The 23,123-nt window shown below is 61.2% G+C and carries 19 protein-coding genes and 3 pseudogenes; 19 read left to right on the forward strand and 3 right to left on the reverse strand.

Going from position 1 to position 23,123, the window contains the following annotated elements; all coding sequences use genetic code 11:
- Nucleotides 1–54 precede the first annotated feature (54 nt).
- Together BM118_RS18860 and BM118_RS18865 are read left to right on the forward strand one after the other, a co-directional pair.
- Nucleotides 55–2,478: a response regulator gene (locus BM118_RS18860; protein ID WP_177234427.1), complete on the forward strand. Its 2,424-nt coding sequence runs from the start codon at nt 55–57 to the stop codon at nt 2,476–2,478.
- Nucleotides 2,475–4,058: an adenylate/guanylate cyclase domain-containing protein gene (locus BM118_RS18865; protein WP_092186967.1), complete on the forward strand. Its 1,584-nt coding sequence runs from the start codon at nt 2,475–2,477 to the stop codon at nt 4,056–4,058. Before BM118_RS18860 ends, BM118_RS18865 begins: the two co-directional genes overlap by 4 nt.
- 119 nt (nt 4,059–4,177) lie before the next feature.
- Here the strand turns inward: BM118_RS18865 and BM118_RS18870 are convergent, their stop codons facing one another.
- Nucleotides 4,178–4,477 (reverse strand): hypothetical protein, encoded by a 300-nt coding sequence (locus BM118_RS18870; RefSeq protein ID WP_143099489.1) that lies wholly within the window; start codon nt 4,475–4,477, stop codon nt 4,178–4,180.
- A 288-nt stretch (nt 4,478–4,765) separates the two neighbouring features.
- Here BM118_RS18870 and BM118_RS18875 point away from each other — a divergent pair, with 288 nt between their 5' ends.
- From BM118_RS18875 to tenA, 13 genes and pseudogenes are all read left to right on the forward strand, one after another.
- Complete coding sequence (locus tag BM118_RS18875; protein ID WP_092186969.1) at nt 4,766–6,097, forward strand: ABC transporter substrate-binding protein; 1,332 nt, start codon at nt 4,766–4,768, stop codon at nt 6,095–6,097.
- Nucleotides 6,098–6,205: 108 nt separating this feature from the next.
- The gene (locus tag BM118_RS18880) at nt 6,206–7,165 is read left to right on the forward strand and encodes a carbohydrate ABC transporter permease (RefSeq protein WP_092186970.1); all 960 of its coding nucleotides are present in this window, start codon (nt 6,206–6,208) and stop codon (nt 7,163–7,165) included.
- Nucleotides 7,162–8,115, forward strand: a complete 954-nt coding sequence (locus tag BM118_RS18885; RefSeq protein WP_092186971.1) for a carbohydrate ABC transporter permease — start codon at nt 7,162–7,164, stop codon at nt 8,113–8,115. Before BM118_RS18880 ends, BM118_RS18885 begins: the two co-directional genes overlap by 4 nt.
- A complete protein-coding gene (locus BM118_RS18890; protein ID WP_092186972.1) occupies nt 8,112–8,324 on the forward strand; it encodes a hypothetical protein in 213 nt (70 codons plus the stop codon). The genes BM118_RS18885 and BM118_RS18890 overlap by 4 nt, the downstream gene beginning before the upstream one ends.
- 6 nt (nt 8,325–8,330) lie before the next feature.
- Entirely contained in the window at nt 8,331–9,428 is a 1,098-nt protein-coding gene (locus tag BM118_RS18895) for an ABC transporter ATP-binding protein (RefSeq protein ID WP_092186973.1), read from the forward strand.
- On the forward strand, nt 9,421–10,428 hold the full coding sequence (locus tag BM118_RS18900; RefSeq protein WP_092186974.1) for an ABC transporter ATP-binding protein: 1,008 nt from the start codon (nt 9,421–9,423) through the stop codon (nt 10,426–10,428). Before BM118_RS18895 ends, BM118_RS18900 begins: the two co-directional genes overlap by 8 nt.
- Entirely contained in the window at nt 10,425–11,039 is a 615-nt protein-coding gene (gene dhaL, locus BM118_RS18905) for a dihydroxyacetone kinase subunit DhaL (RefSeq protein ID WP_092186975.1), read from the forward strand. Before BM118_RS18900 ends, dhaL begins: the two co-directional genes overlap by 4 nt.
- Nucleotides 11,036–11,437, forward strand: a complete 402-nt coding sequence (dhaM, locus tag BM118_RS18910) for a dihydroxyacetone kinase phosphoryl donor subunit DhaM (RefSeq protein WP_092186976.1) — start codon at nt 11,036–11,038, stop codon at nt 11,435–11,437. Before dhaL ends, dhaM begins: the two co-directional genes overlap by 4 nt.
- Entirely contained in the window at nt 11,430–11,744 is a 315-nt protein-coding gene (locus BM118_RS18915; protein ID WP_092186977.1) for an HPr family phosphocarrier protein, read from the forward strand. Before dhaM ends, BM118_RS18915 begins: the two co-directional genes overlap by 8 nt.
- Nucleotides 11,745–11,749: 5 nt before the next feature.
- A complete protein-coding gene (gene ptsP / locus BM118_RS18920) occupies nt 11,750–13,348 on the forward strand; it encodes a phosphoenolpyruvate--protein phosphotransferase (RefSeq protein WP_092186978.1) in 1,599 nt (532 codons plus the stop codon).
- Nucleotides 13,345–13,776, forward strand: coding sequence for a hypothetical protein (locus BM118_RS18925; protein ID WP_092186979.1), 432 nt, complete (start codon nt 13,345–13,347; stop codon nt 13,774–13,776). Before ptsP ends, BM118_RS18925 begins: the two co-directional genes overlap by 4 nt.
- 42 nt (nt 13,777–13,818) lie before the next feature.
- The gene (gene dhaK / locus BM118_RS18930) at nt 13,819–14,808 is read left to right on the forward strand and encodes a dihydroxyacetone kinase subunit DhaK (RefSeq protein ID WP_092186980.1); all 990 of its coding nucleotides are present in this window, start codon (nt 13,819–13,821) and stop codon (nt 14,806–14,808) included.
- Between the two features lie 587 nt (nt 14,809–15,395).
- A pseudogene (tenA, locus tag BM118_RS18935) lies at nt 15,396–16,071 on the forward strand (thiaminase II).
- Nucleotides 16,072–16,589: 518 nt separating this feature from the next.
- Here the strand turns inward: tenA and BM118_RS18940 are convergent.
- On the reverse strand, nt 16,590–17,513 hold the full coding sequence (locus tag BM118_RS18940) for an AraC family transcriptional regulator (RefSeq protein WP_092186981.1): 924 nt from the start codon (nt 17,511–17,513) through the stop codon (nt 16,590–16,592).
- Nucleotides 17,514–17,856: 343 nt separating this feature from the next.
- On the opposite strand from BM118_RS18940, the gene BM118_RS18945 reads away from it, so the two are divergent.
- The 4 genes and pseudogenes from BM118_RS18945 (at nt 17,857) to BM118_RS18960 (ending at nt 22,474) form a co-directional block, all read left to right on the forward strand.
- A complete protein-coding gene (locus tag BM118_RS18945) occupies nt 17,857–20,610 on the forward strand; it encodes a winged helix-turn-helix domain-containing protein (protein WP_283806370.1) in 2,754 nt (917 codons plus the stop codon).
- A 123-nt stretch (nt 20,611–20,733) separates the two neighbouring features.
- Nucleotides 20,734–21,496: pseudogene (locus BM118_RS18950) on the forward strand (SDR family NAD(P)-dependent oxidoreductase).
- 74 nt (nt 21,497–21,570) lie between these two features.
- Nucleotides 21,571–22,056 (forward strand): annotated as a pseudogene (locus tag BM118_RS18955) (lyase family protein); the annotation flags it as partial.
- Between the two features lie 13 nt (nt 22,057–22,069).
- Nucleotides 22,070–22,474 carry a cupin domain-containing protein gene (locus BM118_RS18960; RefSeq protein ID WP_092186983.1) on the forward strand — a complete coding sequence of 135 codons (405 nt, stop codon included), beginning with the start codon at nt 22,070–22,072 and terminating at the stop codon, nt 22,472–22,474.
- Between the two features lie 45 nt (nt 22,475–22,519).
- Here the strand turns inward: BM118_RS18960 and BM118_RS18965 are convergent, their stop codons facing one another.
- Complete coding sequence (locus tag BM118_RS18965) at nt 22,520–23,023, reverse strand: hypothetical protein (RefSeq protein ID WP_244550174.1); 504 nt, start codon at nt 23,021–23,023, stop codon at nt 22,520–22,522.
- Nucleotides 23,024–23,123: the final 100 nt, after the last annotated feature.

Below are 23,123 nucleotides of genomic sequence, written 5' to 3' on the forward strand. Positions count from 1 at the left end.
CTCAGAAAGCACCTCGGTGTGGAGGGCGAAGTACCGGCTGCGTTGCAGTCTTTCGTGGCGGCCGTCGATTCCGCATACACCGATTTCGATAGCGATCGGGCGATGGTCGAGCGCTCGCAAGAGCTGAGCTCGAAGGAGCTGTCGGAGGCACGCGACAAGGCAACAGAGGCGCAGCGCCGGTTGGTCGACGCGATCGAGAGCATCTCCGAGGGTTTCTCGCTCTACGATGCCGACGACAAGCTGGTTATATACAACCGGCGGTACCGGGACATGCACGGCACCGCCAGCATCAATGTCGTGAATCAGGGCGTATCGTTCGAGACAATCCTCCGCAACGCGACCGCGAGCGGCGAGATCCGCGACGCGGAGGGGCGCGTCGAAGCCTGGATCGAGCAACGCCTCGCTCAGCATCGCGATCCCAAGGGCACGCATGTGCAACGCCGCTCCGACGGGCGCTGGATCCAGATCAACGAGCGCAAAACCGACGACGGCGGCACCGTGGCGACCTACACCGACATCACCGACGTGAAGAAGGCGGAGCAGGCGATCCAAGAGAGCGAACAGCGGCTGCGCGTCATCGCCGAGGCCGCGCCTATGGCGGTGGCGATCGTAACCTTTGATGACGGGATCATCCGGTATGCCAATCGGCGCTTCAGCGAGATGTTCGAGCTCGAAGGTTCGTCTGCCCTGGGCCTGCAAGCGAAAACCCTCTACGCAGACCCGCAACATCGCGAGCGCTTCATCGGCGCGCTCACCGAGCACGGCCATGTGGAGGGCATGGAGATGCTGCTCAAGCGGGTTGGAGGCGAGGAGTTCTGGGCGCTCATAGCTTCTCAGCGCGTCGAGTTCGAAGGGCGCCCGGCGATGATCAACGGCCTCGCCGACATCAGCGACCGCAAGCGCATGGAAGGCGAGCTGCACAAGGCGATCTGGGCGAGCGAGCAGGCGACACGCGCGAAGTCGGACTTCGTAGCCAACATGAGTCATGAACTGCGCACACCCTTGAACGCGATCATCGGTTACAGTGAGATCCTGTTCGAGGACGCCCAGAGCGCCGGCCGCGAATCGGAGATGGCGGACCTGCGCAAGATTCAGGATGCCGGCAAGCATCTGCTCGGCCTGATCGACAACATCCTCGATCTTTCCAAGATCGAGGCTGGCAAGATGACGCTCTATCTCGAGACCTTCGAGCTCCGCCCCATGATCGATAGCGTCGCGGCGACCGTCACCCCGCTGGCCAAGAAGACCGGCAACGCTCTGGTGGCGAACTGTGCTGACGAGATCGGCACGATCCACAGCGATCTGACCAAGGTGCGGCAGACCCTGTTCAACCTTCTCAGCAATGCCTGCAAGTTCACGCGGAACGGGACGATAACGCTGACCGCGCTGCGTGACACGAATGCGGCTGGCGAATGGATCGAGTTCCAGGTGCGCGATACCGGCATCGGCATGACGCCAGATCAGCAGGCCAAGGTGTTCGAGGCCTTTACTCAGGCGGACGACTCGACGACCCGCGTCTATGGTGGTACGGGGCTGGGCCTCGCCATCACCAAGAGCTTCTGCCGGCTGATGGGTGGCGACGTGACGCTGACGAGCGAAGCCGGCAAGGGGACGGCGTTTGTAGTTCGTCTGCCGGCGGTAACACGCGCTGCATCGGACACTACAGTCTCGGCGGCAGAAAAGCGTTCCGAGGGTCCGCAGGCTGCCGAGCCCGAGCATGCGCCGATCGTTCTCGTGGTCGACGATGATCCCAATGCGCGTGAGCTGCTGCGCCGACACCTGCAGCGCGGCGGTTACGCCGTTCGCGTGGCTGCCAATGGCGAGGAGGCGATGCAACTCGCCCGCACGCTGCACCCCGATGTCGTCACGCTCGACGCCCTGATGCCGCAGATGGATGGCTGGGCCGTGCTCAGCGCCATGAAAGAAGATGCGATACTCGCGGAAATTCCTGTGATCATGGTCACGATCGTCGACAACCAGGGCATTGGCTTCTCGCTCGGTGCCGCCGATTACCTGGTCAAGCCGATTGATCGCGACAGACTGGTCAGCGCGGTGGATAAGTGCTGCCCAAGGGGCGCGCCGCGACACGTGCTGATAGTCGAGGATGACGCGTCGGCCAGCGAGCTGATGGGGCGCGCCTTGCGGCAGATCGATTGCATGGTGACGCAAGCAGAGAATGGTCGGATTGGTCTTGAGCGTTTGAATGAGGCTTCACCCGATGCAATTCTGCTCGATCTGATGATGCCGGAGATGGACGGGTTCGAGTTCATCGCACGGGTGCGAGCCGAGTCCCGCTGGCGGAGCATCCCGGTCATCGTCGTCACCGCAAAGACGCTGACCGTTGAGGATCGCTCGCGCCTCAACGGCCAGGTACAGCATTTGGTGCACAAGGGCGAATACAGCGGCAAGGCCGTGCTGGCGGCGCTTGACGAGCTGGTACCCCTGCACGCCCGGCGCGCGCGCGCGGATCGGCCATGAGTATCATTGACACCGACAGCGCGCGCGCTTGGCGCATTCAGCTTGCCCATCTTCGCCAGGAACTGCAGTCCCCGGTCAACGCCTTGCTCGGCTACGCAGAGATCCTGCACGAAGAGGCGTCCCGGAACGGGCGTTCGGACATCCTCCCCGATATGAACCGTATCCTCGGCGCAGCCCGGGATCTCGCCGGCAAGGTCGACCGGCTGATGGACGGCGATCGCGCCAAGAGCCCGCCCGGCTCAGCGGCCGCCACGCAAGAACAGGATCTTCGTCACGAGCTGCGCACGCCGCTCAACGCGATCAAGGGCTATGGTGAGATGCTGCGCGAGGATGCAGCCAGTTTCTCAAGCGACTCCCTGCGGGCGGATTTCGATCGCCTGCTGGCTGCGGCCACCGACCTGTTGCTGCGCCTCGATCGCATCGTGCGATTCTCGGTTGATGTCGAGGAGACGAGCTTGGCTCCCGATCAGACCGGCGCGGTCATGGTTAGCGACCTGATGCGCAGCCTCGGGCCGGTCCGGCAGTATGCTGCCACCGAAACCGGTTCTATTCTCGTCGTGGACGATATCGAGGCCAATCGCGACCTCCTGTCGCGCCGACTGACCCGCGACGGCCATCGCGTCTCTTCGGTGGCCGGCGGCCAGCAGGCGCTGCAGGCGCTCGCCAACGATGAGTTCGACCTCGTCCTGCTCGATTTGATGATGCCCGATATCAACGGGCTTGATGTGCTGGTGCGCATGAAGGCGGATGAGCGGCTGCGCCGCATTCCGGTGATCATGATCACGGCCTTGGCGGAGACCGAGAGCGCCGTCCGCTGCATCGAGGCCGGGGCCGAGGACTATCTGCCGAAGCCGTTTGATCCGATCCTGCTGCGCGCGCGGATCAATGCTTGCTTGCACAAGAAGCGCTGGCGCGACCGCGAGCAGAAGTATCTTCGCCGCATCGAGGAGGAGACCGCAAAGTTTGAGCGGCTGCTGCTGACAATCCTGCCAAGACAGGTGATTGGCCGTCTGAACCACGGCGAAGCCATGATTGCCGACCGCTTCGAGGGTGTGAGCGTTCTGTTCGCCGATCTGGTGGGCTTCACCGAGCATTCGTCACGGGTCACGCCTGCAGCGATGGTCGAGTACTTGAACCGGTTGTTCTCGGAATTCGACGCGCTTGCCCGTGAGCTCGGTGTCGAGAAGATCAAGACCATCGGCGACGCCTACATGGCCGTCGCCGCTTTGCCCGATCCGAACCCCGATGCGATCGCAGCGATCGCGAAAATGGCACTTGGCATGATCGATCGACTGGGACGCGTCAACAGCCATTTCGGCTGGCCGTTGCAAATCCGGATCGGCATACATTCGGGCCCCGTGGTTGCCGGCATCATCGGCGTACACCGCTTCATCTACGACGTGTGGGGCGATACCGTAAATGTCGCCAGCCGGCTCGAGGCCTACTCTCTGCCCAATCGAATCCATGTGTCCCGGGATATCGCCCGCCACCTCGTCGGTCGCTTCGCGCTGGAGCCACGCGGCAGCATTGACGTGAAGGGCAAGGGCAAATTGGAGACTTTTTTCTTGAGCCGGATTTAGGCTCGGCGTGGCTGCGCCACGCGTAGTCCGACGAAGGGCGAAGCGTGGTGGGCCCGGCAGGACTCGAACCTGCAACCAGACCGTTATGAGCGGGAGGATATCGGTCGGCTTCGTTGATTTTACAGCGGCTTCGCCAGCGTTCGATCGCGTTCGTTGCGTTTTGATGAGGTCGCTTCTGGTGCGAAACTGGTGCGGATGCCCGGTTGGCCATTCGGACGATGCGCGATCGCCTCGCGCCGCCAAGCTGCCAAGTTGTCGCGAGCAATCCGGAATGTCGGCAGGTGACCGCAGCGGATTTTGAACTGGCGCGGCAAAATGAAATTGCCTTGAGATTGGAGCGCCAGCGGGCCGCGCGAATTGATACCGCCGCTTATAGCGTCTGAGCTAATCGCTTTGTGAGTTTTGTCCGGCTGCCACAAGCTTGCAGGGAAACCACGATAAGGGACGCTGGCTTGGGATCCGGCTCATTTCAAGCCCACATAGCGCCTGGCGGCGACAACTCGCTTGCAATGTTTAGTAAATGGTGTTTCACTAAACAAATCGAGCTTCGCCGGTCCTTAAGAATCCGGGAAAGCGCGAGGAAACGCTAGTTTAGTGAATCACACCGTCACGGACTGTGTCGCACTGCTCGAAGCATTCGAGCGGGCAGGAACGCCGCGCTATGTCGATGGCCGGCTTAACGGAGGGAGATGCGCATGAACCATCGTATGAAGGTGCTTTTTGCTGCATGCGGCGCCTTTGCCGCTGCGCTCGGCGTCGGAGCGGCCACCACGCCCGCTCAAGCGCAGGGCAAGACCATCACGCTTTGTTGGGCCGCATGGGACCCGGCCAACGCGCTGGTCGAACTGTCGAAGGATTTTACCGCCAAGACCGGGATCGGCATGAAGTTCGAATTCGTGCCCTGGACCAATTATGCCGATCGCTTTCTGAACGAACTCAATTCACGGGGGTCGCTGTGCGATCTCATCATCGGCGATTCACAGTGGATCGGCGGCGCCGCGGAGAACGGCCAGTACGTCAAGCTGAACGATTTCTTCAAGAAGGAAGGGATCAGCATGGACGACTACATGCCGGCCACCGTGGTCGGTTATTCGCAGTGGCCGAAGAACACGCCGAACTATTGGGCGCTGCCGGCCATGGGCGATGCGGTGGGCTGGACCTATCGCAAGGATTGGTTTGCGCGCCCCGACGTACAGAAAGATTTCAAGGCCAAATATGGCCGCGATCTCGCTGTGCCGAAGACGCTCGATGAGCTGCGCGACATCGCACAGTTCTTCCAGGGGCGCGAGATCGACGGCAAGAAGGTCTATGGTGCATCGATCTATACCGAGCGCGGTTCGGAAGGCATCACCATGGGCGTTTCGAACTATCTCTACGACTATGGCTTCAAATATCAGGACCCCAACAAGCCGTATGCAATGGATGGCTTTGTCAACTCGGCGGGTGCCGTCAAGGGGCTCGAAGCCTACAAGGAACTCTACAAGTGCTGCACGCCCCCCGGTGCTTCCAATTCCTACATGTCGGAAGGTCTTGATGCGTTCAAGTCCGGCCAGGTGGCGTTGCAAATGAACTTCTTCGCCTTCTTCCCGGGTCTCTACAAGGATCCGAATGTCGGCGGCGACAAGATCGGCTTCTTCTCCAACCCGGCCGCCACTATCCAGGCAACCCAGCTCGGCGGTCAGGGAATCTCCGTGGTTTCCTATTCCAAGAACCAGGGCGAAGCGCTGCAATACATCAAATGGTTCTCCGGCGGCGATGTGCAGAAGAAGTGGTGGGCGCTGGGCGGCTATTCCTGCGCCAAATCCGTGCTGAACGACCCGAGCTTCCCGGACAGCGCCCCCTTCGCCAAGGAGTTCCTGAAGTCGATGGGCATGGTGGTCGACTTCTGGGCCGAGCCCTCCTACGCCCAGCTCCTGCAAGCCGAGCAGAAGCGCGTGCATGACTACGTGGTCGCCGACAAGGGGACGGCGCAGGAAGCGCTCGACGGCCTGGTGAAAGACTGGAAAGCCATCTTCAAGGAAGAGGGCAAGAAGTTCTAGGATAGCGGCCTGGAGCGCGGTTCGTTCGCGCTCCAGGCCATTCTTTCGGCAATACCAGGACTCGCTTCCGAAGCCGACAATCGCGGCGCATCAGGACCACCCGACGCCATGAATGATTTGAGTGCCTCATCGCGGATTACCTACGGCGCCGTGCCCGTACAGCCGGCCGTGGTGCGCCGTATCCGGGGCCTGTCCGACAAGGCGCTCGCATGGCTCTTCATCACCCCGACGATCGTGCTGCTGCTGGCGATCAATATCTTCCCGCTGGTCTGGACGATCTATCTGTCGTTCACCAACTATCGCGCCAACCGGGCCAATGCCCCGGTGAAATGGCTGGGGATCGATTGGTACCAGACCATACTGACCGATCCGGACGTCTGGGCGGCGATGCAGGTGACGGCCCATTTCGTGATCTGGACCGTCGTCATCGAGACCGTGGTTGGGTTCGGTCTTGCCTTCCTGATCGACAAGAAATTCCGTGGCCACGGCATGTGGACCACCATCATCCTGCTGCCGATGATGCTTTCGCCGGCCGTGGTCGGTAATTTCTGGACGTTCCTCTACCAGCCGCAAATCGGACTGTTCAACTATGTGGTCGCCTTCCTCACAGGCCGCTCCGCATCGTCGTTCCAGATGCTGGGCGACGTGACGCTCAGTCCCTGGGCGATCGTCATCGTCGACGCCTGGATGTGGACGCCTTATGTGATGCTGATCTGCCTTGCCGGCCTGCGATCGATTCCAGACTACATCTATGAGGCGGCGGAGGTCGACCGCGCATCAAAATGGCGGCAATTCTGGTCGATCACGCTGCCGATGGCGTTGCCATTCATCATGCTCGCCGTGCTGTTCCGCGGCATCGAGAACTTCAAGATGTTCGACATGGTCAACCTGCTCACTGGTGGCGGGCCGGGGTCGACCACCGAGGTTGCCTCGATCACGCTCAAGCGGGCGGCCTTCGAGAGCTGGCGGACGGGCTATTCCTCGGCCTTTGCGATCATTCTGTTCGTGACGGTGTTTGGCCTGGCCAACATCTATGTCAAGGCGCTGAACCGGGTGAAGAGCCGATGAGCATCGCCAACACAGCCCATTCCGTCGTCGAGCCATCGCCCGGCACCCGGCGACTCGCGGGTTCACTCGTGGTTCTCTACGCCGTGATCACCATGATTCCGCTGGTCTGGATCGTTCTCACCTCGTTCAAGTCACCGGACGATGCGATCTCCTATCCACCCAAGGTCGTCTTCACCCCGTCGCTCGAAGGTTTCTGCAATCTCTTCACCACGCGCTCGCGCCAGACGCCGGAATTCATCCGCACGCTTGGACCGCCTCAGGGGCTTTGCGATGAAATTGCGCGCGGCCGCAACATGGTGGTCGCCGGTCCGTCGAATTATGTGCCGCGTTTTGTCAATTCGCTGATCATCGCGTTCGGTTCGACCGTGCTCGCTGTCGTCCTCGGGACGTTGGCGGCCTACGGCTTCTCGCGATTCCGGGTGCCGCTGAAGGACGATTTGCTGTTCTTCATCCTGTCGACGCGGATGATGCCGCCGATCGCGGTCGCGATCCCGATCTACCTGATGTACCGCACCATCGGGCTGTCGGACACAAGGCTCGGCATGATCCTTCTCTACACCTCGGTCAACGTCTCGCTCGCGGTCTGGCTCCTCAAGGGGTTTATCGACGAGATCCCGCGCGAGTACGAGGAAGCGGCCATGATCGACGGCTACACCCGTTTTCAGGCCTTCGTGAAGGTGGTGCTGCCGCAGGCGACAACCGGTATTGCGGCAACCGCGATCTTCTGCCTGATCTTCGCCTGGAACGAATACGCCTTCGCGGTGCTCTTGACCTCCGGCAATGCGCAGACGGCGCCACCCTTCATCCCGATCATCATCGGCGAGGGCGGGCAGGACTGGCCTGCGGTCGCCGCCGGCACGACGCTGTTCCTGGTGCCGATCGTCGTATTCACAGTGCTCTTGCGCAAGCATCTGCTGCGGGGGATCACCTTTGGAGCCGTTCGCAAATGAGCCTCGAAGCAAATTCCTCGATGCCGGGCCGCAGCTTTGCGGACAGAATTCTTCGACGCGGCCCGCTGGAAGCCATCGCGACGGCGATCATTGCCGCTGGTGTCGTCATGCTGATGCAGCCGTTTTCGCTGACGCTCTATTCCTGGTCGTTTGCCACCACGCTGTTCGGCACAGTGATGTTCATCATTGTCTCGAAGGTCAGGGAGTAGAGCGTAATGGCACAGATCAGGGTCGAAGCGCTCGACAAATCCTTCGGGGACTTCCATGCCGTCAAGGCTGCCAGCTTCACTGTGGAGGACGGCGAGTTCCTCTGTCTGCTGGGTCCTTCCGGCTGTGGCAAGACGACGACGCTGCGCATGATCGCGGGGCTTGAACTGCCGACAGCGGGCACCATTCGGCTCGACGACGAGGACGTGACGATGAACCGCGCCTCAGCCCGTGATATCGCTTTCGTGTTCCAGCTCTTCGCCCTCTATCCGCATATGAATGTCCGGCGAAATATCGGTTTCCCCCTGAAATGCGAGGGCATCGGCGCAGCCGAGTCAGACCGGCGGGTGGTGGAGGCCGCGCGCATCCTGCGCATTTCGCATCTTCTCGACCGGCCGGTGTCGGGTCTTGCCGGCGGCGATCGTCAGCGCGTCGCGCTCGGACGGGCGATCGTGCGCAAGCCAAAATGCTTCCTGATGGACGAGCCGCTGGGAGCGCTTGATACCGAAATGCGCGAGGCGATGATCCGTGAATTGCGCGCGCTGCATGACCGGCTCGGCGCGACTACGGTCTACGTCACGCACGACCAGCTCGAGGCCATGGCGATGGCCGATATGATCGCAGTGATGAACAACGGCGTCGTCGAGCAGGTCGCGAGCCCGCGCGACATCTATGACCGGCCGGCGTCGCTCTTCGTTGCAGACTTCATCGGCTCGCCGCCGATGAACTTCCTGCCGTTTCGCGGCAGCCTGCAGGCCGGCGCGCAGGCGATCCGGCTCGGCGAGCGCGAAGTTGCCATTCCCGCGGCGCGCGAGGGGCTGCCGGAAAGCGATCTCGTTCTCGGGGTTCGGCCCGAACACGTGCGTTTCGCCGATCGCGGCGCCGTGCGGGGCGAGGTCTATGGAGCCGAATATCTCGGCACAACGCAGATCGTCACCGTGACGACGCGCTATGGCGCACTCAAGGCCCGGTCGCCCGCCAGCGTGTCGTTCCGGACCGGAGAGAATGTCGGGCTCGACTTCCGCCCCGATACGCTGTCGATCTTCGACAAGGCGTCGGGCCGGGCGATCCGCACCGTATTGCATGAGGGAGGCGTGCATGGCTGAGGTCGAGATCAGGGCAGTCTCCAAAGCCTTCAAGAAGGCGCAGGCCGTCAACGATCTGTCGTTGACCATCGGCGATGGCGAATTCGTTGCCTTGCTCGGGCCAACGGGTGCCGGCAAGACGACGACGTTGCGTCTGATCGCCGGACTGGAGATGCCCGACCGTGGTTCGATCCGAATCGGCGGACGCGACGTGAGCGGCGACGCGCCGGCCGATCGCGATGTCGCTTTTGTCTTTCAGCAATATTCGTTGTATCCGCATCTGACCGTGTTCGAGAACATGGCTTTTGCGTTACGCGCGCCGATCCGCCGCGTACCGGAGGCCGAGATCCGCGCCAAGGTGCGGGAAGTCGCGCGCCTTCTCCACATCGAAACCAAGCTGGACAACAAGGCAACGCAGTTGTCGGGCGGACAGATGCAGCGGGTCGCGATCGGCCGGGCCCTGGTGCGCTCGCCCGCGATCTATCTGATGGACGAGCCGCTCTCATCGCTGGATGCCAAGCTGCGCGGTGAAATGCGGCTTGAACTGAAGCGTATCCAGACCGATCTCGGCGCGACCATACTCTATGTCACCCATGATCAGACCGAAGCGATGACCATGGCTTCGCGCATCGGTGTCATCGAGGCCGGGCGGCTGTTGCAGATAGGTACCCCACGTGAGATCTACGAGAACCCGATCAACGCTCATGTCGCCGCGCGGCTTGGCCAACCAGCAATCAATCTGCTGCCAGCGGCTCTGTTTGCCGGCGCGCCACGCGGGGCCATGACCATCGGCGCGCGCACCGAGCACCTGACGATCGCGCGCGGCGGCGGCGACGTACAAGCGACCGTCAAGCGGATCGAGCATCTCGGTGACCAGAGCCACCTCCATCTCGACCTTGGCGGCCACCCCCTCGTGACGTTGTCCGATCCTGAGGCCAGGCTTGGCGCCGGGGATATTGTCTCGCTTCGCCTCAATAAGCCGCTGTTCTTTGATGCGGATGGCGGGAGGGTCGCGGCATGAGTCTCGATCGGGCAGCCAGGGAAAGACTGGTGCGGGCGCTCGCAGCGTCGATGATCGAACACGCCGAAGAACTGACCAGCCTGGATCAGGCAATCGGCGACGGCGATCACGGATTGAACATGAAGCGCGGTTTTGAGGCCGTGCTCGCCACACTGCCCGGCTTGGCGGACAAATCGTTGTCGGAGATGCTGAAGGCAATTGGAATGACGCTGGTCATGAAGGTCGGCGGCGCTTCCGGACCACTGGTCGGCACCTTCTTCATGGAGCTTGGCAAGGCGCTTCCGGAGCAGCCGGCGCGCGCCGATCTCGTCGCGGCGGCTGGCAAGGCGATCGACGCTGTCAAGGCGCGCGGGCGATCGGAGGCGGGGCAGAAAACCTTGCTGGATGTTCTGGTGCCGGTGCAGGCCGTATTTGCAGGGGGCGGTGACGCCAGGGCGATTGCGACCGAGGCGGTGCAAGCCGCCGATCGCACGACACCGATGCTTGCAACCCGCGGCCGGGCATCCTTCCTCGGCGAAAGATCCATCGGCCATATGGACCCGGGGTCTCGCTCGGCGTCCCTTTTGATCAGCGCAGCAATTGCTGCACTGGAATTCGAGGCAACTTCATGAGCAATTCACGTTCCGGCAATGTCGGCATCGTCATCGTTTCGCATTCCTCCAAAATCGCGGAAGGCGCGGCGGACATGGTGCGCCAGATGGTAGGCAATGCCGTGCCGCTCGCCTGGACCGGCGGCGACACCGATGGAGGGCTCGGCACCAATGTCGCCGGCATCCTGGAGGCAATCGAGGCGGCCTGGTCGCCGGCCGGCGTGGCGGTCCTGGTCGATCTCGGTGGCGCGGAGACGAATTCGGAGATGGCGGTAGAGATGCTGGTTGAAGAACGGCGTGCGCGCGTCGTTGTCTGCAATGCGCCGGTGGTTGAAGGCGCTGTGATCGCAGCGACCGAATCCTCGGGTGGATCGTCGCTTGCTGCCGTCAAGCGTAGCGCGGAGGAATTCTATGCATGATGTCAACGCCAGCCGGGGGGCTAACGCCTTCGCGCCGCTGACGGCCTCGGCGGTTCTCGTCAACGCCGTCGGTCTTCATGCGCGGCCTTCGGTCAAGCTCACGCAGTGCGCGAAACGCTTCGCAGCGAAGATCGAATTTGCGCTTGCGCCGGACGGGCCCTGGACCGATGCGAAGAGTCCGGTGAAGGTGATGCGCTTGAAGGCACCGCAGGGAGCGACGCTGCATTTCCGCGTCGCCGGCCCCGATGGCAAGGCAGCGCTTGCTGCTGTACTTGCGCTGGTGCATGACGGTTTCGGCGAGGCCTGATCGCGATGGCGGAGATTCATCTCATCGGCCGTGCTGCCTCGCCGGGTCTCGCGATCGGACCAGTCACCATGCTGACTGCGGCTGTGGCCAGGCGGACGGCGAGCGACGATCCCGCGCAGGAGGCGGCGGCACTGCGGGCGGCAATCGAAGGCGCGAGGGCGGAGATCGCCGAGCAGATCAAGACGATTCAGGGCGAGGTGGCCGACATTCTGGAATTCCAGGTCGCCATGCTTGAAGATGATGCGCTGGCGCATGCGGCATATGAGGTCATCTCGGAGGGGATCACGGCCCACCATGCCTGGCGCATGGCACTCGACGTGGAGATAGCTGGCTATCGCGCTGCTGAAGATGAATATTTCCGGGCCCGTGCCGCCGATATCGTCGACATCCGCGATCGCGTGCTCGCGCATTTGAGTGGTGTGGACACGATCGCCAGGATTGCCGGTGGCTCGATCGTGGCGGCTGACGACATCACGCCTTCCGCTTTTCTTGCCGCCGACTGGTCGCACGGCGGCGCCATCGCGCTGGCCGAAGGCTCGCCTTCCTCGCATGTCGCAATGTTGGCGCGGGCGCGCGGGGCGCCCATGGTCGTCGGGCTCGGTCCGTTGTCGTGGAACGGGCAGCCGCCGGCGTTGGCACTGGTCGATGGCGATGCAGGAAGCGTGATCTTCGATCCCGAGCCGGAGACGCGTCGGCTGTTCGAGCAGCGCATGGCGGCTGCGAACGCTGCGCTGGCCGCCGCCGAGGCCGCGAGCCTTGCGCCTGCCTATACGGCCGATGGCCGGCGGATCGCGGTTCTGCTCAATATTGCTGCCCCTGAAGACCTTGCGGGCCTCGATCCCGCGATTTGTGACGGCATCGGTCTCGTGCGCACGGAATTCCTGTTCGAGGCGTCTCACGGCCTGCCGGACGAGGACACGCAATATGCAGCCTACCGGCGCATTCTTGAGTGGGCTCAGGGAAGGCCGGTAACGATCCGCACCCTCGATGCCGGCGGCGACAAGCCGATCGCCGGCTTGACAGTTGACGGCGAGAGCAATCCGTTTCTCGGCCTTCGCGGCATCCGCCTCTCGCTGGCGCGGCCGGAGGTGTTCCGCGTGCAACTGCGGGCGCTGGCACGTGCGGCCGTGCACGGGGTGTTGAAAGTAATGCTGCCGATGATCGCGGTTCCCTCGGAACTCGATCGCGCCGGTGGCATGCTTGACGCCGAGGTCGCAGCACTGAAGGCGAAAGGGGTCGCCTGTGCCCGCCCGCCACTCGGTATCATGATCGAGGTTCCGGCGGCGGCGCTCTGCGCCGAGGATTTCGGCGCCGCGTTCTATTCGATCGGCTCGAACGACCTGACGCAGTACACAATGGCCGCGGCGCGAGATATCGGCGCGGTGGCCGACCTCAACGATGCAGGCAATCCGGCGGTGCTGGCGCTGATCGTCCGCACCGTGGAGGCTGCCCACAAGCGCAGTGTCGAGGTTTCGCTGTGTGGCGACGCGGCGGCCGACACCCGCCTCACGACGGCGCTGCTTGCGACCGGCTTGCGGAACCTCTCGGTGGCGCCGTTGACCGTAGCGCGGCTCAAGACCGCGATCGCAAAGGTAGGTTCATGACGGACGAAGCAGACGAGGACACGCGTGCGCCGGGCGACAGCAATGTTGCTGACTACAAGGCCATCCTGCGGCGGGTGCTCGACAACCGGCCGTCGGGGACCAGGCTCAGGCTTGCGGCGGCGCTGGGCAAGAACCGCTCCTTCGTGACCCAGATTACCAATCCGGCTTATCTGGTGCCGATTCCGGCGAAGCATGTCCCGATCATCTTCGAAGTCTGCCATGTGTCCGGCGCCGAGCGCGCGGCCTTCCTGGAAGCCTACGGACGCGCGCATCCCGGCCGGCTGCGCCCATCCCATCGCGAAGCGCGCACGCGCACCATCGCGGTAACGGTGCCCGATCTCGGCGACGACAAGAAGAACCGCGCGCTCGAACAACTCGTCATCGATTTTGCGGCGCAGCTCGCGCGCTACGCCGAGAGCGTCGGCTGACGGATTTTTTCGAACCGCAAGTGAACCATCGGGAGGGCGTTTATGAAAAAGCTGATCAACGGCGCCGAGACGGTACTCGAGGAAAGTCTTGACGGCTTTGCGGCCGCGCATGCGGATATCCTGCTTCTTGGTGCCGAGCGAAAATTCGTGCGCCGTCGGTCGTTGAAGCCGGGCAAGGTCGCACTGATTTCAGGTGGAGGTTCGGGGCATGAGCCGCTGCATGCGGGCTTTGTCGGTCGCGGTATGCTCGATGCCGCCTGTCCCGGCCAGGTCTTCACCTCGCCGACGCCGGACCAGATGGTCGAGGCCGCCGAGGCCGTCGACACCGGTGCAGGCGTTCTCTTCATCGTCAAGAACTATGAAGGCGATGTGATGAACTTCACCATGGCTGCCGAGATGGCCGGCCGGGAAGTGGCGAGCGTGGTGACGAACGACGACGTGGCGGTCGAGAAGTCGACCTACACGACCGGTCGCCGCGGTGTCGCGGGGACACTGATCGTGGAAAAGATGGTCGGCGCGGCGGCCGAGACCGGAATGCCGTTGGCGGCCCTCAAGGCGCTCGGCGACGACGTCAACCAGCGCACCCGCTCGATGGGCGTGGCGCTCATGCCGTGCACCGTGCCGGCGGCGGGACGGCCGAATTTCACGCTGGCCGACAATGAAATGGAAATGGGCGTCGGCATTCATGGCGAGCCCGGACGGCGCAGGGTCGCGCTCGTTCCCGCCGATGCGATCGCGGCAGAGCTGGGCGAGGCAATCCTCAGGGATCTTGCGCCGAAGCCGGGCAGTGAAGTGCTGCTGCTCGTCAACGGGTTCGGCGCAACGCCGCTGATCGAACTCTATCTGATGGTCAACAGTGCGAGGCGAATTCTGGACGGTGCGGGCCTCAAAGTGACACGTTTCCTGACCGGGTCCTACGTAACATCACTCGACATGGCCGGCGCCTCGGTCACGGTATCCGTGCTCGACGATCAGGCAAAGGAGTTATGGGATGCGCCGGTGCACACCGCAGCGCTCCGCTGGGGAGGTTGATCCGATCTCCCGGCCATTGACTTCAGTCATTTTGGCTCATGATGTTTTCGCAGGGCAACGCGTCCCTGCCGGCGACTGCCGGCTACTTTGCATGGGGTTGTTTTTCGATATTTTGGTTGGGGCATGGCTTGCCGAGCCGTAGCTCAGCGGGCTGAGCGGCCCGCCTTCGCCGTTGGCTTCGGTGCGGCAGCCTTTACTCGCTTCGCGAGCGAAGGCTGGTGGGCCCGGCAGGACTCGAACCTGCAACCAGACCGTTATGAGCGGCAGGATAATCGCCGCCGTCGTTGATTTTCCTGCGCTTTTGCAGGAAACCGGCTGCGCTCATTTCGCTTCGTGCGGGTTGATTCTGGTGCGGAACGGGTGCGGTTCGTTCGCAATCGAAACTTAGACTCAGAGCTTGTGCCTGCTGTTGGTAATGAAGTGAGAACGCAAGTCAATCCGAACGGTCCCGACGACCAGCGAATTCTGTGTCATCGTGCCGGCTGATCGCGGCGGCCTGTCAAGGTCAACGTCCACCCGGGGCTTGCAACGCGCTCTCGGAAGCCAGCCAAAGACGTTCTTGGGAAAACAGGCCAGGAGAAAAGATCGTGAGTTTCTTCCAGCGTCTAAAGACAGAAGCATCTCTCGAGTGGCGGGCTTACACCGAGCATCCCTTCACGGACCGGTTGGCTGATGGCTCGCTCCCCGAAGCGGCGTTTCGTCACTACCTCGCTCAGGACTACCTGTTCCTCATCGAGTTTGCTCGCGCCTACGCGCTTTCGGTCTACAAGTCGCCCAAGCTTGCCGACATGCATGAAGGGGCGGCCGGCCTCGCGGCGATCCTCGACGTCGAGATGAACCTCCATGTGAAGCTCTGCGCCGGTTGGGGGCTGTCCCCGAGAGACCTCGAACAAACCCCTCCGGCGGTCGAGATGCTGGCTTATACACGCTATGTGCTCGACGCGGGAATGCGCGGTGATCTGCTGGCACTCAAGGTTGCGCTTGCCCCCCTGCGTGATCGGCTACGCGGAGATCGCAACGCGGCTCGCCTCGCGACCCGACGCGGATGCTGCGACGAACCCATATCGCGTTTGGATCGCCGAGTATGCCGGCATGCCATACCAGGAGGTCGCGGCGAAAGCGCGGGCGCACCTGGAGCGTCTCGCCGATCGCTACTCCACGCCAGCCCGCGAGGTAGAGCTGATCGCGGTATTCAAGGAAGCCACCCGGCTCGAGGCCGACTTCTGGGAAATGGGCTGGCGCGCGGGCCAGCGTGTTGAATAGTCATTTCGGCAATCGTCAGGCTCATAACCTGAAGGTCATAGGTTCAAATCCTATCCCCGATTTGAACCTACCGTTAGACAAGGTTCTGAACTTAGGCGGATGATCGGAGGAAATAGCGCAGATCTGCGTCGTGTGGGGAAAGGCGGTGGCGGTCCGCCGCTACCAGTGAAATCAATGACTTACGACCCTCCTCATTCTGGCAATTTCTTCGCACCACGTCTCGCGCCACGTTTTCGATTCCATACGTGCGCCTAAGCCATGTTGCGCGCTGCGATGCGGTTGAAATGAGAGTGGCCTTGCCGTTTCGTCGGGGGGGCCGTTCTCTTGTCTTCTTATCGCGCCGAAACTTGCTTTGTCCGGTGAGAGCACGACGGATGCATCCGTCAGATTTTTCATCCGCCGCCGTTGACGACGAGTAGGAATACCCTCATCGGAGAGCGCCCGCGCCCTTAGGGCTTGGCTTCGGTCCGAAGGTGTACGCGGCTGGTCCGGACATCGGATCCTAATTCGCGGGAAATTCAATCGAGGCTAGAGCGGCGCCAACCCGCTGGCGTCTTCTCAGTGATGCGTTTGAATACTGTTGAAAAATGCGCCTGCGTACAAAAACCCGCAGCGAGCGCGATTTCGGCCAATGGCATTTCACTGCCCGATAGCAGCGACTTTGCGTACTCGATTCGCTCACGGGCCAAATATTCGCGTGGCCGGTATCCCGTCGCTGCACGAAACTGCGCTGCAAAATGCATGCGCGATAAGCCCGCGACCGCGGCAAGCTCGAATAGAGTAATAGGGTGGTTAAAGTGATCCTTGATATAGTCCTCTACTCGCCTTAGCCGCCACTTCGGTAAAGCGCCGACGCTAACCCGTGGGATCTCTTGACGGGCAAGATGCATCGCCAAGGTTTGTCCGATACAACAGGTGAACGTCTCATCAGCGATACCCTTATGCTCGATCAATATCTTTGCAATTTGTTCAGCAAAACGATCGCGTAGCAGAACGAGATCATTTAGATCATCTGTCAGAGAGAGTTGCGCCGAAGACCGCCAAATACGAAACTCGGTCGATCGAACATAGAGGTGAAGAAAATCGCACGGCGCATTGAGCTGTGCGCTGAGACGGCTCGATGGAGTGCCGATATAGAGCGAGCCAACGGGCATGATGCCGTCAAAGATTGTTCGACGTCCTCTGACTAATGCTAGTCGCGTCGGCTTCAGGGCTACGCCGATGAGGTATCGATCAGGTGGTGTGATCGCCTCCTCAGAGCGGGGCGTAGTCCGAAGATCCAGCCAGCGGGAAATTAGAATGTTATCACTGGCGCAAACGGCATGCTTCTCCGGATGACACCACTTTCGCTCGCGGTGGAACGAGTGGGCAGCCTGCTTCTGCGCCCCCGTATCAGGTTCAATGCAGCGCCAAGTGCGGCCCGAGTGCGTACCATCCCGCATTGTCCATTCCTCTTCCAAGCGTTCGGGTTGAACTCGTCGACACCGCAAGTTACCTCGGCGCGGTTCATGACGTGCGTTATCGAACGTAAGAAGTTGCAAAGGAATGTAGTGCGACCCGCTGCCGCATGCAGGGAAGTCGCCTAGGAGAGACGCCATCTAGGTACGAGCAGGGCAACCAGCTATGGTAGGCTAACGAGTTTCATTCTGCATCAAATCCGAGCAGAGGCCGATTATGTGAGGCGGCGCACCCGCTTTCGAGAGTTCCGACGCGGTAATATCTTTTGGCCGCTTCCAGCTGGACCGCCGGCGCCGACTGCTCCTGAAGGATCGCGACCGGGTTCGGATAGGTTCGCGGAGCCTAGAGATACTTATCGCTTTGACCGATCGAGCGGGTGAAATTATCACTAAACGCGATCTGCTCGCGTCTGTGTGGAAGGGCATTGTAGTTGACGAAGCCAGCTTGAGGGTACACATGGCTTCCCTCCGGCGGACTTTAGGCGATGGCCAGGACGGTGCTCGCTACATTGTTAATATCTCGGGGCGTGGATATAGTTTTGTTGCTCCGATCGAGCGTAACGGCACCGATACGCGCCTATCATCCAGCCTAATTTCGGTGCCGCAGCCTGGACGTCAATTCCCATCACGTCCGAGGCTGTTTGTTGGCCGTGACGAAACCATCGAAAGTCTCAGCACTCTGCTCATGCAACGGCGGTTTGTCAGCATTGTTGGGGCTGGCGGCATTGGCAAGACGGCCGTCGCGGCCGCCATTGTCTCTCGACTTCTGACCGAATTTGGTGATGATAACGTCGCTTTTGTCGATTTGGGCGCCGTTTCTGAACCAGGCTTGGTTCCTGGAGCCATTATTTCGGCGGTCGGCTGCGCGCTTGCAGGGACCGATCCGGCTGCGGAACTGCTGAGCTTCATTGCCGGCAAGCGTTTGCTGATCGTGCTGGACAGTTGCGAACATCTGCTCGATGTAACGTCAGTTTTAGCCAGCCGACTCTTTCAGCATTCACAAGGCATCCATCTGCTTGTTACGTCGCGGGAGTCGCTCCGCGTCGAAGGCGAGACCGTGCACTTGTTAAGCTCGCTAGCCTGTCCCGTCGCTGACGTTCCTAGTGCCGAGGACGCCATGGCGGCTCCGGCAGTGCAATTGTTCATGGATAGGGCCTCACTCGGTGGATTCGAGAGAGTGCTGGACGATGCTGATGCGCCGGTTGTTTCGGAGATCTGCCGCCGCACTGACGGAATTGCGCTCGCGATTCAGCTGGTTGCCAGCCGCGTTGGAGCCCATGGAATTCAAGGTGTGGCGAACCTGCTGGCCAACGAGATGGAGCTGTCATTGGACGGCCAGCGTAATGTCGCTCCACGACATCGTACACTCCAGGCGATGCTCGACTGGAGCTTCAAACTACTTTCCGAGAACGAACAGAAGATTCTCTCCCGCCTCTCGATGTTAGTTGGTCTCTTCACGATGGAGGCGGCGTGTTCGATTGCTGGAGACGGGGAGAGCAGGAGTGCCACGGTCGCCACGACGATAGCGAGACTCGTCGACAAGTCCCTCGTCTGGGTGCATCCGGTCGGCGAAACAGTATTCTATCGTCTGCCTGATACAACACGCGTCTATGCAGCCGCAAAGTTGGAGGAGATCAAGGAGTTTGACCAGATTGCACAACGTCACGCAGTCTTTTTCTCATCGTTTTTCAACGCGACTGCGCTCGAGCACGGCGCGTACGCAGACATTGGACGTTATGCACCCCACATCGGAAATGTACGAAAAGCGCTGAAGTGGAGCTTTTCCGCAAAGGAGAACAGAGCGACCGGGGTCGAGCTTGCGGCTGATGCCGCACCTCTATTTCTCGGCTTATGGCTGCTGGTGGAGTGTCGGCATTGGTCGGGATTGGCATTAAGCGCAATCAAAGAATCTGGCGAGCTACCGCATCGAGAAGCGCGGCTGCAGGAAGCATATGCAGTCTCCTCAATGCACACCTCAGGCAACACGCCAGTCGTCCGAAATGCTATACAGCGTGGGTTAGAGCTTTATGAAGCTTATGAGCAAGCATTGCCGCAGCTCCGTCTTTTGGCCGGCCTCAATCTCTTCCTCACAAGACACGGCGACTTCGAGGGGGGGTTGGCCGCCGCAACGAAATGCAGGGATATCGCGGAGCGAAGCGGCTCACTGAGCAACCGGATCATCGCCGAATGGATGCTTGCGGCGGCCCATCACCTAGCTGGCGATCAAGCTACGGCGGTTCTATATTGTGAGCGCGGCTTCGAGCTTGAAGCGACAATAGGCCGGCTAGACATCAATTTGTTCGGATATGACCATCATCTGCGTGCGGAGATCGCTCTGGCGCGATCCCTTTGGCTGCTTGGCTCTCCTCAGCGCGGTTGCAGGCTGGCTCTGGAGGCGATGGATGAAGCCGCTCGGCTACCGCCTCCAGGCAATTATTGCATGGCGGTGGTTCACGCCGCCCCTGTGTTGCTCTGGAGCGGGAACGCCCAGGACGCGGCCGAACACATCGAGCGCGCAATCACACAGGCTGAGAAGCATTCTCTGCGCGGTCTTGCGGCCGCCGCACTGGCGCTAAAGGGCGAATGGCTCTCCATGACCGGCCGGCCCGCAGCTGCAGTCTTGGCGCTGCGACAAGCACTCAAAAGCCTCTACCGCGAGCAGTTTCTCATGACCATACCGGCTGTGTCCCGGGCTCTCGCTGACGGACTATCAAGAAGCGGCAGACACGACGAGGCACGCACGGTTATTCGTTCCACGATTTCTTCGGCCGAGCGAATGGGGCAAAAGTTTTGGATGCCGAATTTGCTGCGCACCCAGGCGGAAATCGTCTTGACGAACCCAAACTCCGACTACGAGGCGGCGACGTTTAGTCTTCGGAAATCAATTGATCATGCACAGGATCTTGCTGCAGTGGGGTGGAAGTTAAAGGCGGCGGTCCCCTTGGCGCGGCTGCTTAAGGGGCGGGGCCGAGGCGAGGAGGCGCGAGCGCTCCTTCAACCCATTCTCGATGAGCATACCGAAAAGTCAGGCTCTGTGGAGCTCGCGGACGCACAGCTCATTATGGATGCCGCGATCAATTGATGTGAGCTTGCGAAGAAATGCGGGCGACGCGCACTTTGCAAATCCTTGCGAATCATAGCGCGCAAGTTCCTTGAAATGCGCCCACTGTATTCTCCGTATGTGCAGGACGATTGGGAGCATGCAATGGAACGAGTGAAGAAGATTGCCGTGGTGACCGGCGGGAGCCGCGGCCTCGGACGAAACACCGTGCTTAGTCTTGCCCGGCAAGGCGTCGATACGATCTTTACCTATAACTCGGCCTTGGTCGATGCCGACGCAGTAGCGGGAGATGTCGAGGGGCTCGGACGAAGGGCTATTCCGGTGCAGCTGGATGTCGGACAAATAAGCACGTTCGACGCTTTTGTTGCCAAACTTAGAGTGTCGCTGTCGGATTTCGGGGAGACCCGTTTCGATTATCTTGTCAACAACGCCGGAATTTCCCACCACAACAGTCTTGAGCAAACAACCGAGGCTGAACTCGATGCGGTTTATCGGGTGAATTTCAAGGGTCCTTTTTTTTCTGACCCAAAAGTTGCTTCCATTGATGAATGACGGAGGTCGTATTGTTAATGTGTCCAGCGGCCTCGCTAGGATCGTGATCCCCGGTAGTGGCCCGTACGGCGCATTGAAAGCTGCAATCGAGGTGCTCACGAGGTACCAAGCAAAGGAGTTCGGATCTCGGCGGATAACAGTCAACGCGGTGGCTCCAGGAGCGATTCAAACCGACTTCAGTGGTGGCATGGTCCGCGACAATGCCGAACTGAAAAAGCAAATCGCTGACATGACGGCGCTCGGTCGGGCGGGAGTGCCCGACGACATCGGCCCGATGATTGCTTCTCTACTGTCAGATGACAATCGCTGGATCAATGCTCAGCGCATCGAGGTTTCCGGCGGGATGGCAATCTGAAAATGGTGCTGCGCCGCAAGCCATGTCCGTTGATGGCCTGGCACGGAAGTGCTTTCAGAATGGCTTCGCGGGTATCTGCGATCATGCCGGGCAAAGTCAACCCGACGCAGGTCGAAGCGCTGACGATGATCGCCGTACAGGTGATGGCGAACGATGTCGCCGTCGGGTTCGGCGGCGCCGGCGGCTACCTGGAGATGAACGTCTACAAGCCGCTGATCATCCACAACATCGCGCAATCGGTCACCATCCTCACCGACGGCTGCACGAATTTCCGCACCTTCCTGGTCGAGGGTACCGAGCCGAACCGCAAGAAGATCAAGGAGTATGTCGAGCGGTCGCTGATGCTCGTGACCGCCCTGGCGCCGGTGATCGGCTACGACAAGGCATCGCGGATCGCGCATTACGCGATGGACAACGATCTCACGCTGAAGTCGGCTGCGCTGAAGCTCGGCTTCGTGACCGAGCCGGAGTTCGACCGCATCGTGGATCCCGCCAAGATGGTCAAGCCCTACGTTGCCGAGATCAAGGTACCGCTCGCTATCGGCGCGAAAGCCGGTTGAAGGGAGAGACACGATGATCAGTTGTGTGCGTCTATGGACCGGAGAGGACAACAGCTCGCATTTCGAGGAAGGCTTCATCGAGCTGGAGCCGGGCCAGCGTGGCGATTTCCTGACCGGCAAGATCGATGCCGTCAGCGTCTCCTTCCAGGAGACGGAATCAGGCGGGGCTTTCGCCTGGCACACCGCGCCGATCCGGCAGCTCGTGATCACGCTGAGCGGAACGCTTGATTTCCAGACGCGTGACGGCCACCACTTCCTGATTCACCCCGGCAACGTCCTGCTTGCCGAAGACACCGCCGGCTCGGGGCACAGCTGGAAATTGACCGACGATTCGTCCTGGCGCCGTGCCTACGTGATCCTGCGGCCGGGAGCAGAGGTGCCGTTCCGCGCCAAGGCGCGGCAATCGGTGCGGGCTTGATCGAGCCATCCGGAACAGCAGCACCCAACGAAGGAAAAAAACATGTCAGCAGCTTCCGATCGCGAAACCGACGTCGTCCTCATTGGCGCAGGCGATCCACGGCAGAGGGAAGCTGAGGAAGACGCCCCAACAGCAGCAGGGATGCGTGCGCTTCAGGACGACGGCGAGCGACGGACGCGATGTCGGTGCGAGATCGAAGATTCTGAACGTTTCATCCGACCAGAAGAGCTCTCCGGTCACGACGTTCCAGCCGAAGCTGCCGGCCTGCCCTAGCTTCTGCGCCTCGGCGAGATAGGCGGCCGGATGGCCATGCTCGCCTGACCACCTGGTCAGACTGATCGCCGCGAGCGAAGTCGCGAGAAGGGTGGCGAAAGCGATCGTGGTGGAATTGAAGCCGAGCAGTGACCAGGCGAAGGACAGCAGGTAAAGTGCAACGCTGCTCCAGGCCCACAATGGAGTGCGATCCTGTTTGGCCCAGTCTTGGAGCAGACGGCGCCACCATCGCTGGAGCTGTACGAAATTAGGGCCATCCAGGCGTTCGAGCGTCATGCGGGAGGTCTACCGCGCCGCCGAAGAGCGGTCTTTTGGTTTTCGCAGGCGCTTTGTCAAAACGCACGAAGCCGCGATCGGGCTGCCTGCCGCCTGCGAT

Origin of the sequence: Bradyrhizobium sp. cf659 (genome assembly GCF_900113725.1) — a bacterium.
Lineage (GTDB): Bacteria > Pseudomonadota > Alphaproteobacteria > Rhizobiales > Xanthobacteraceae > Bradyrhizobium.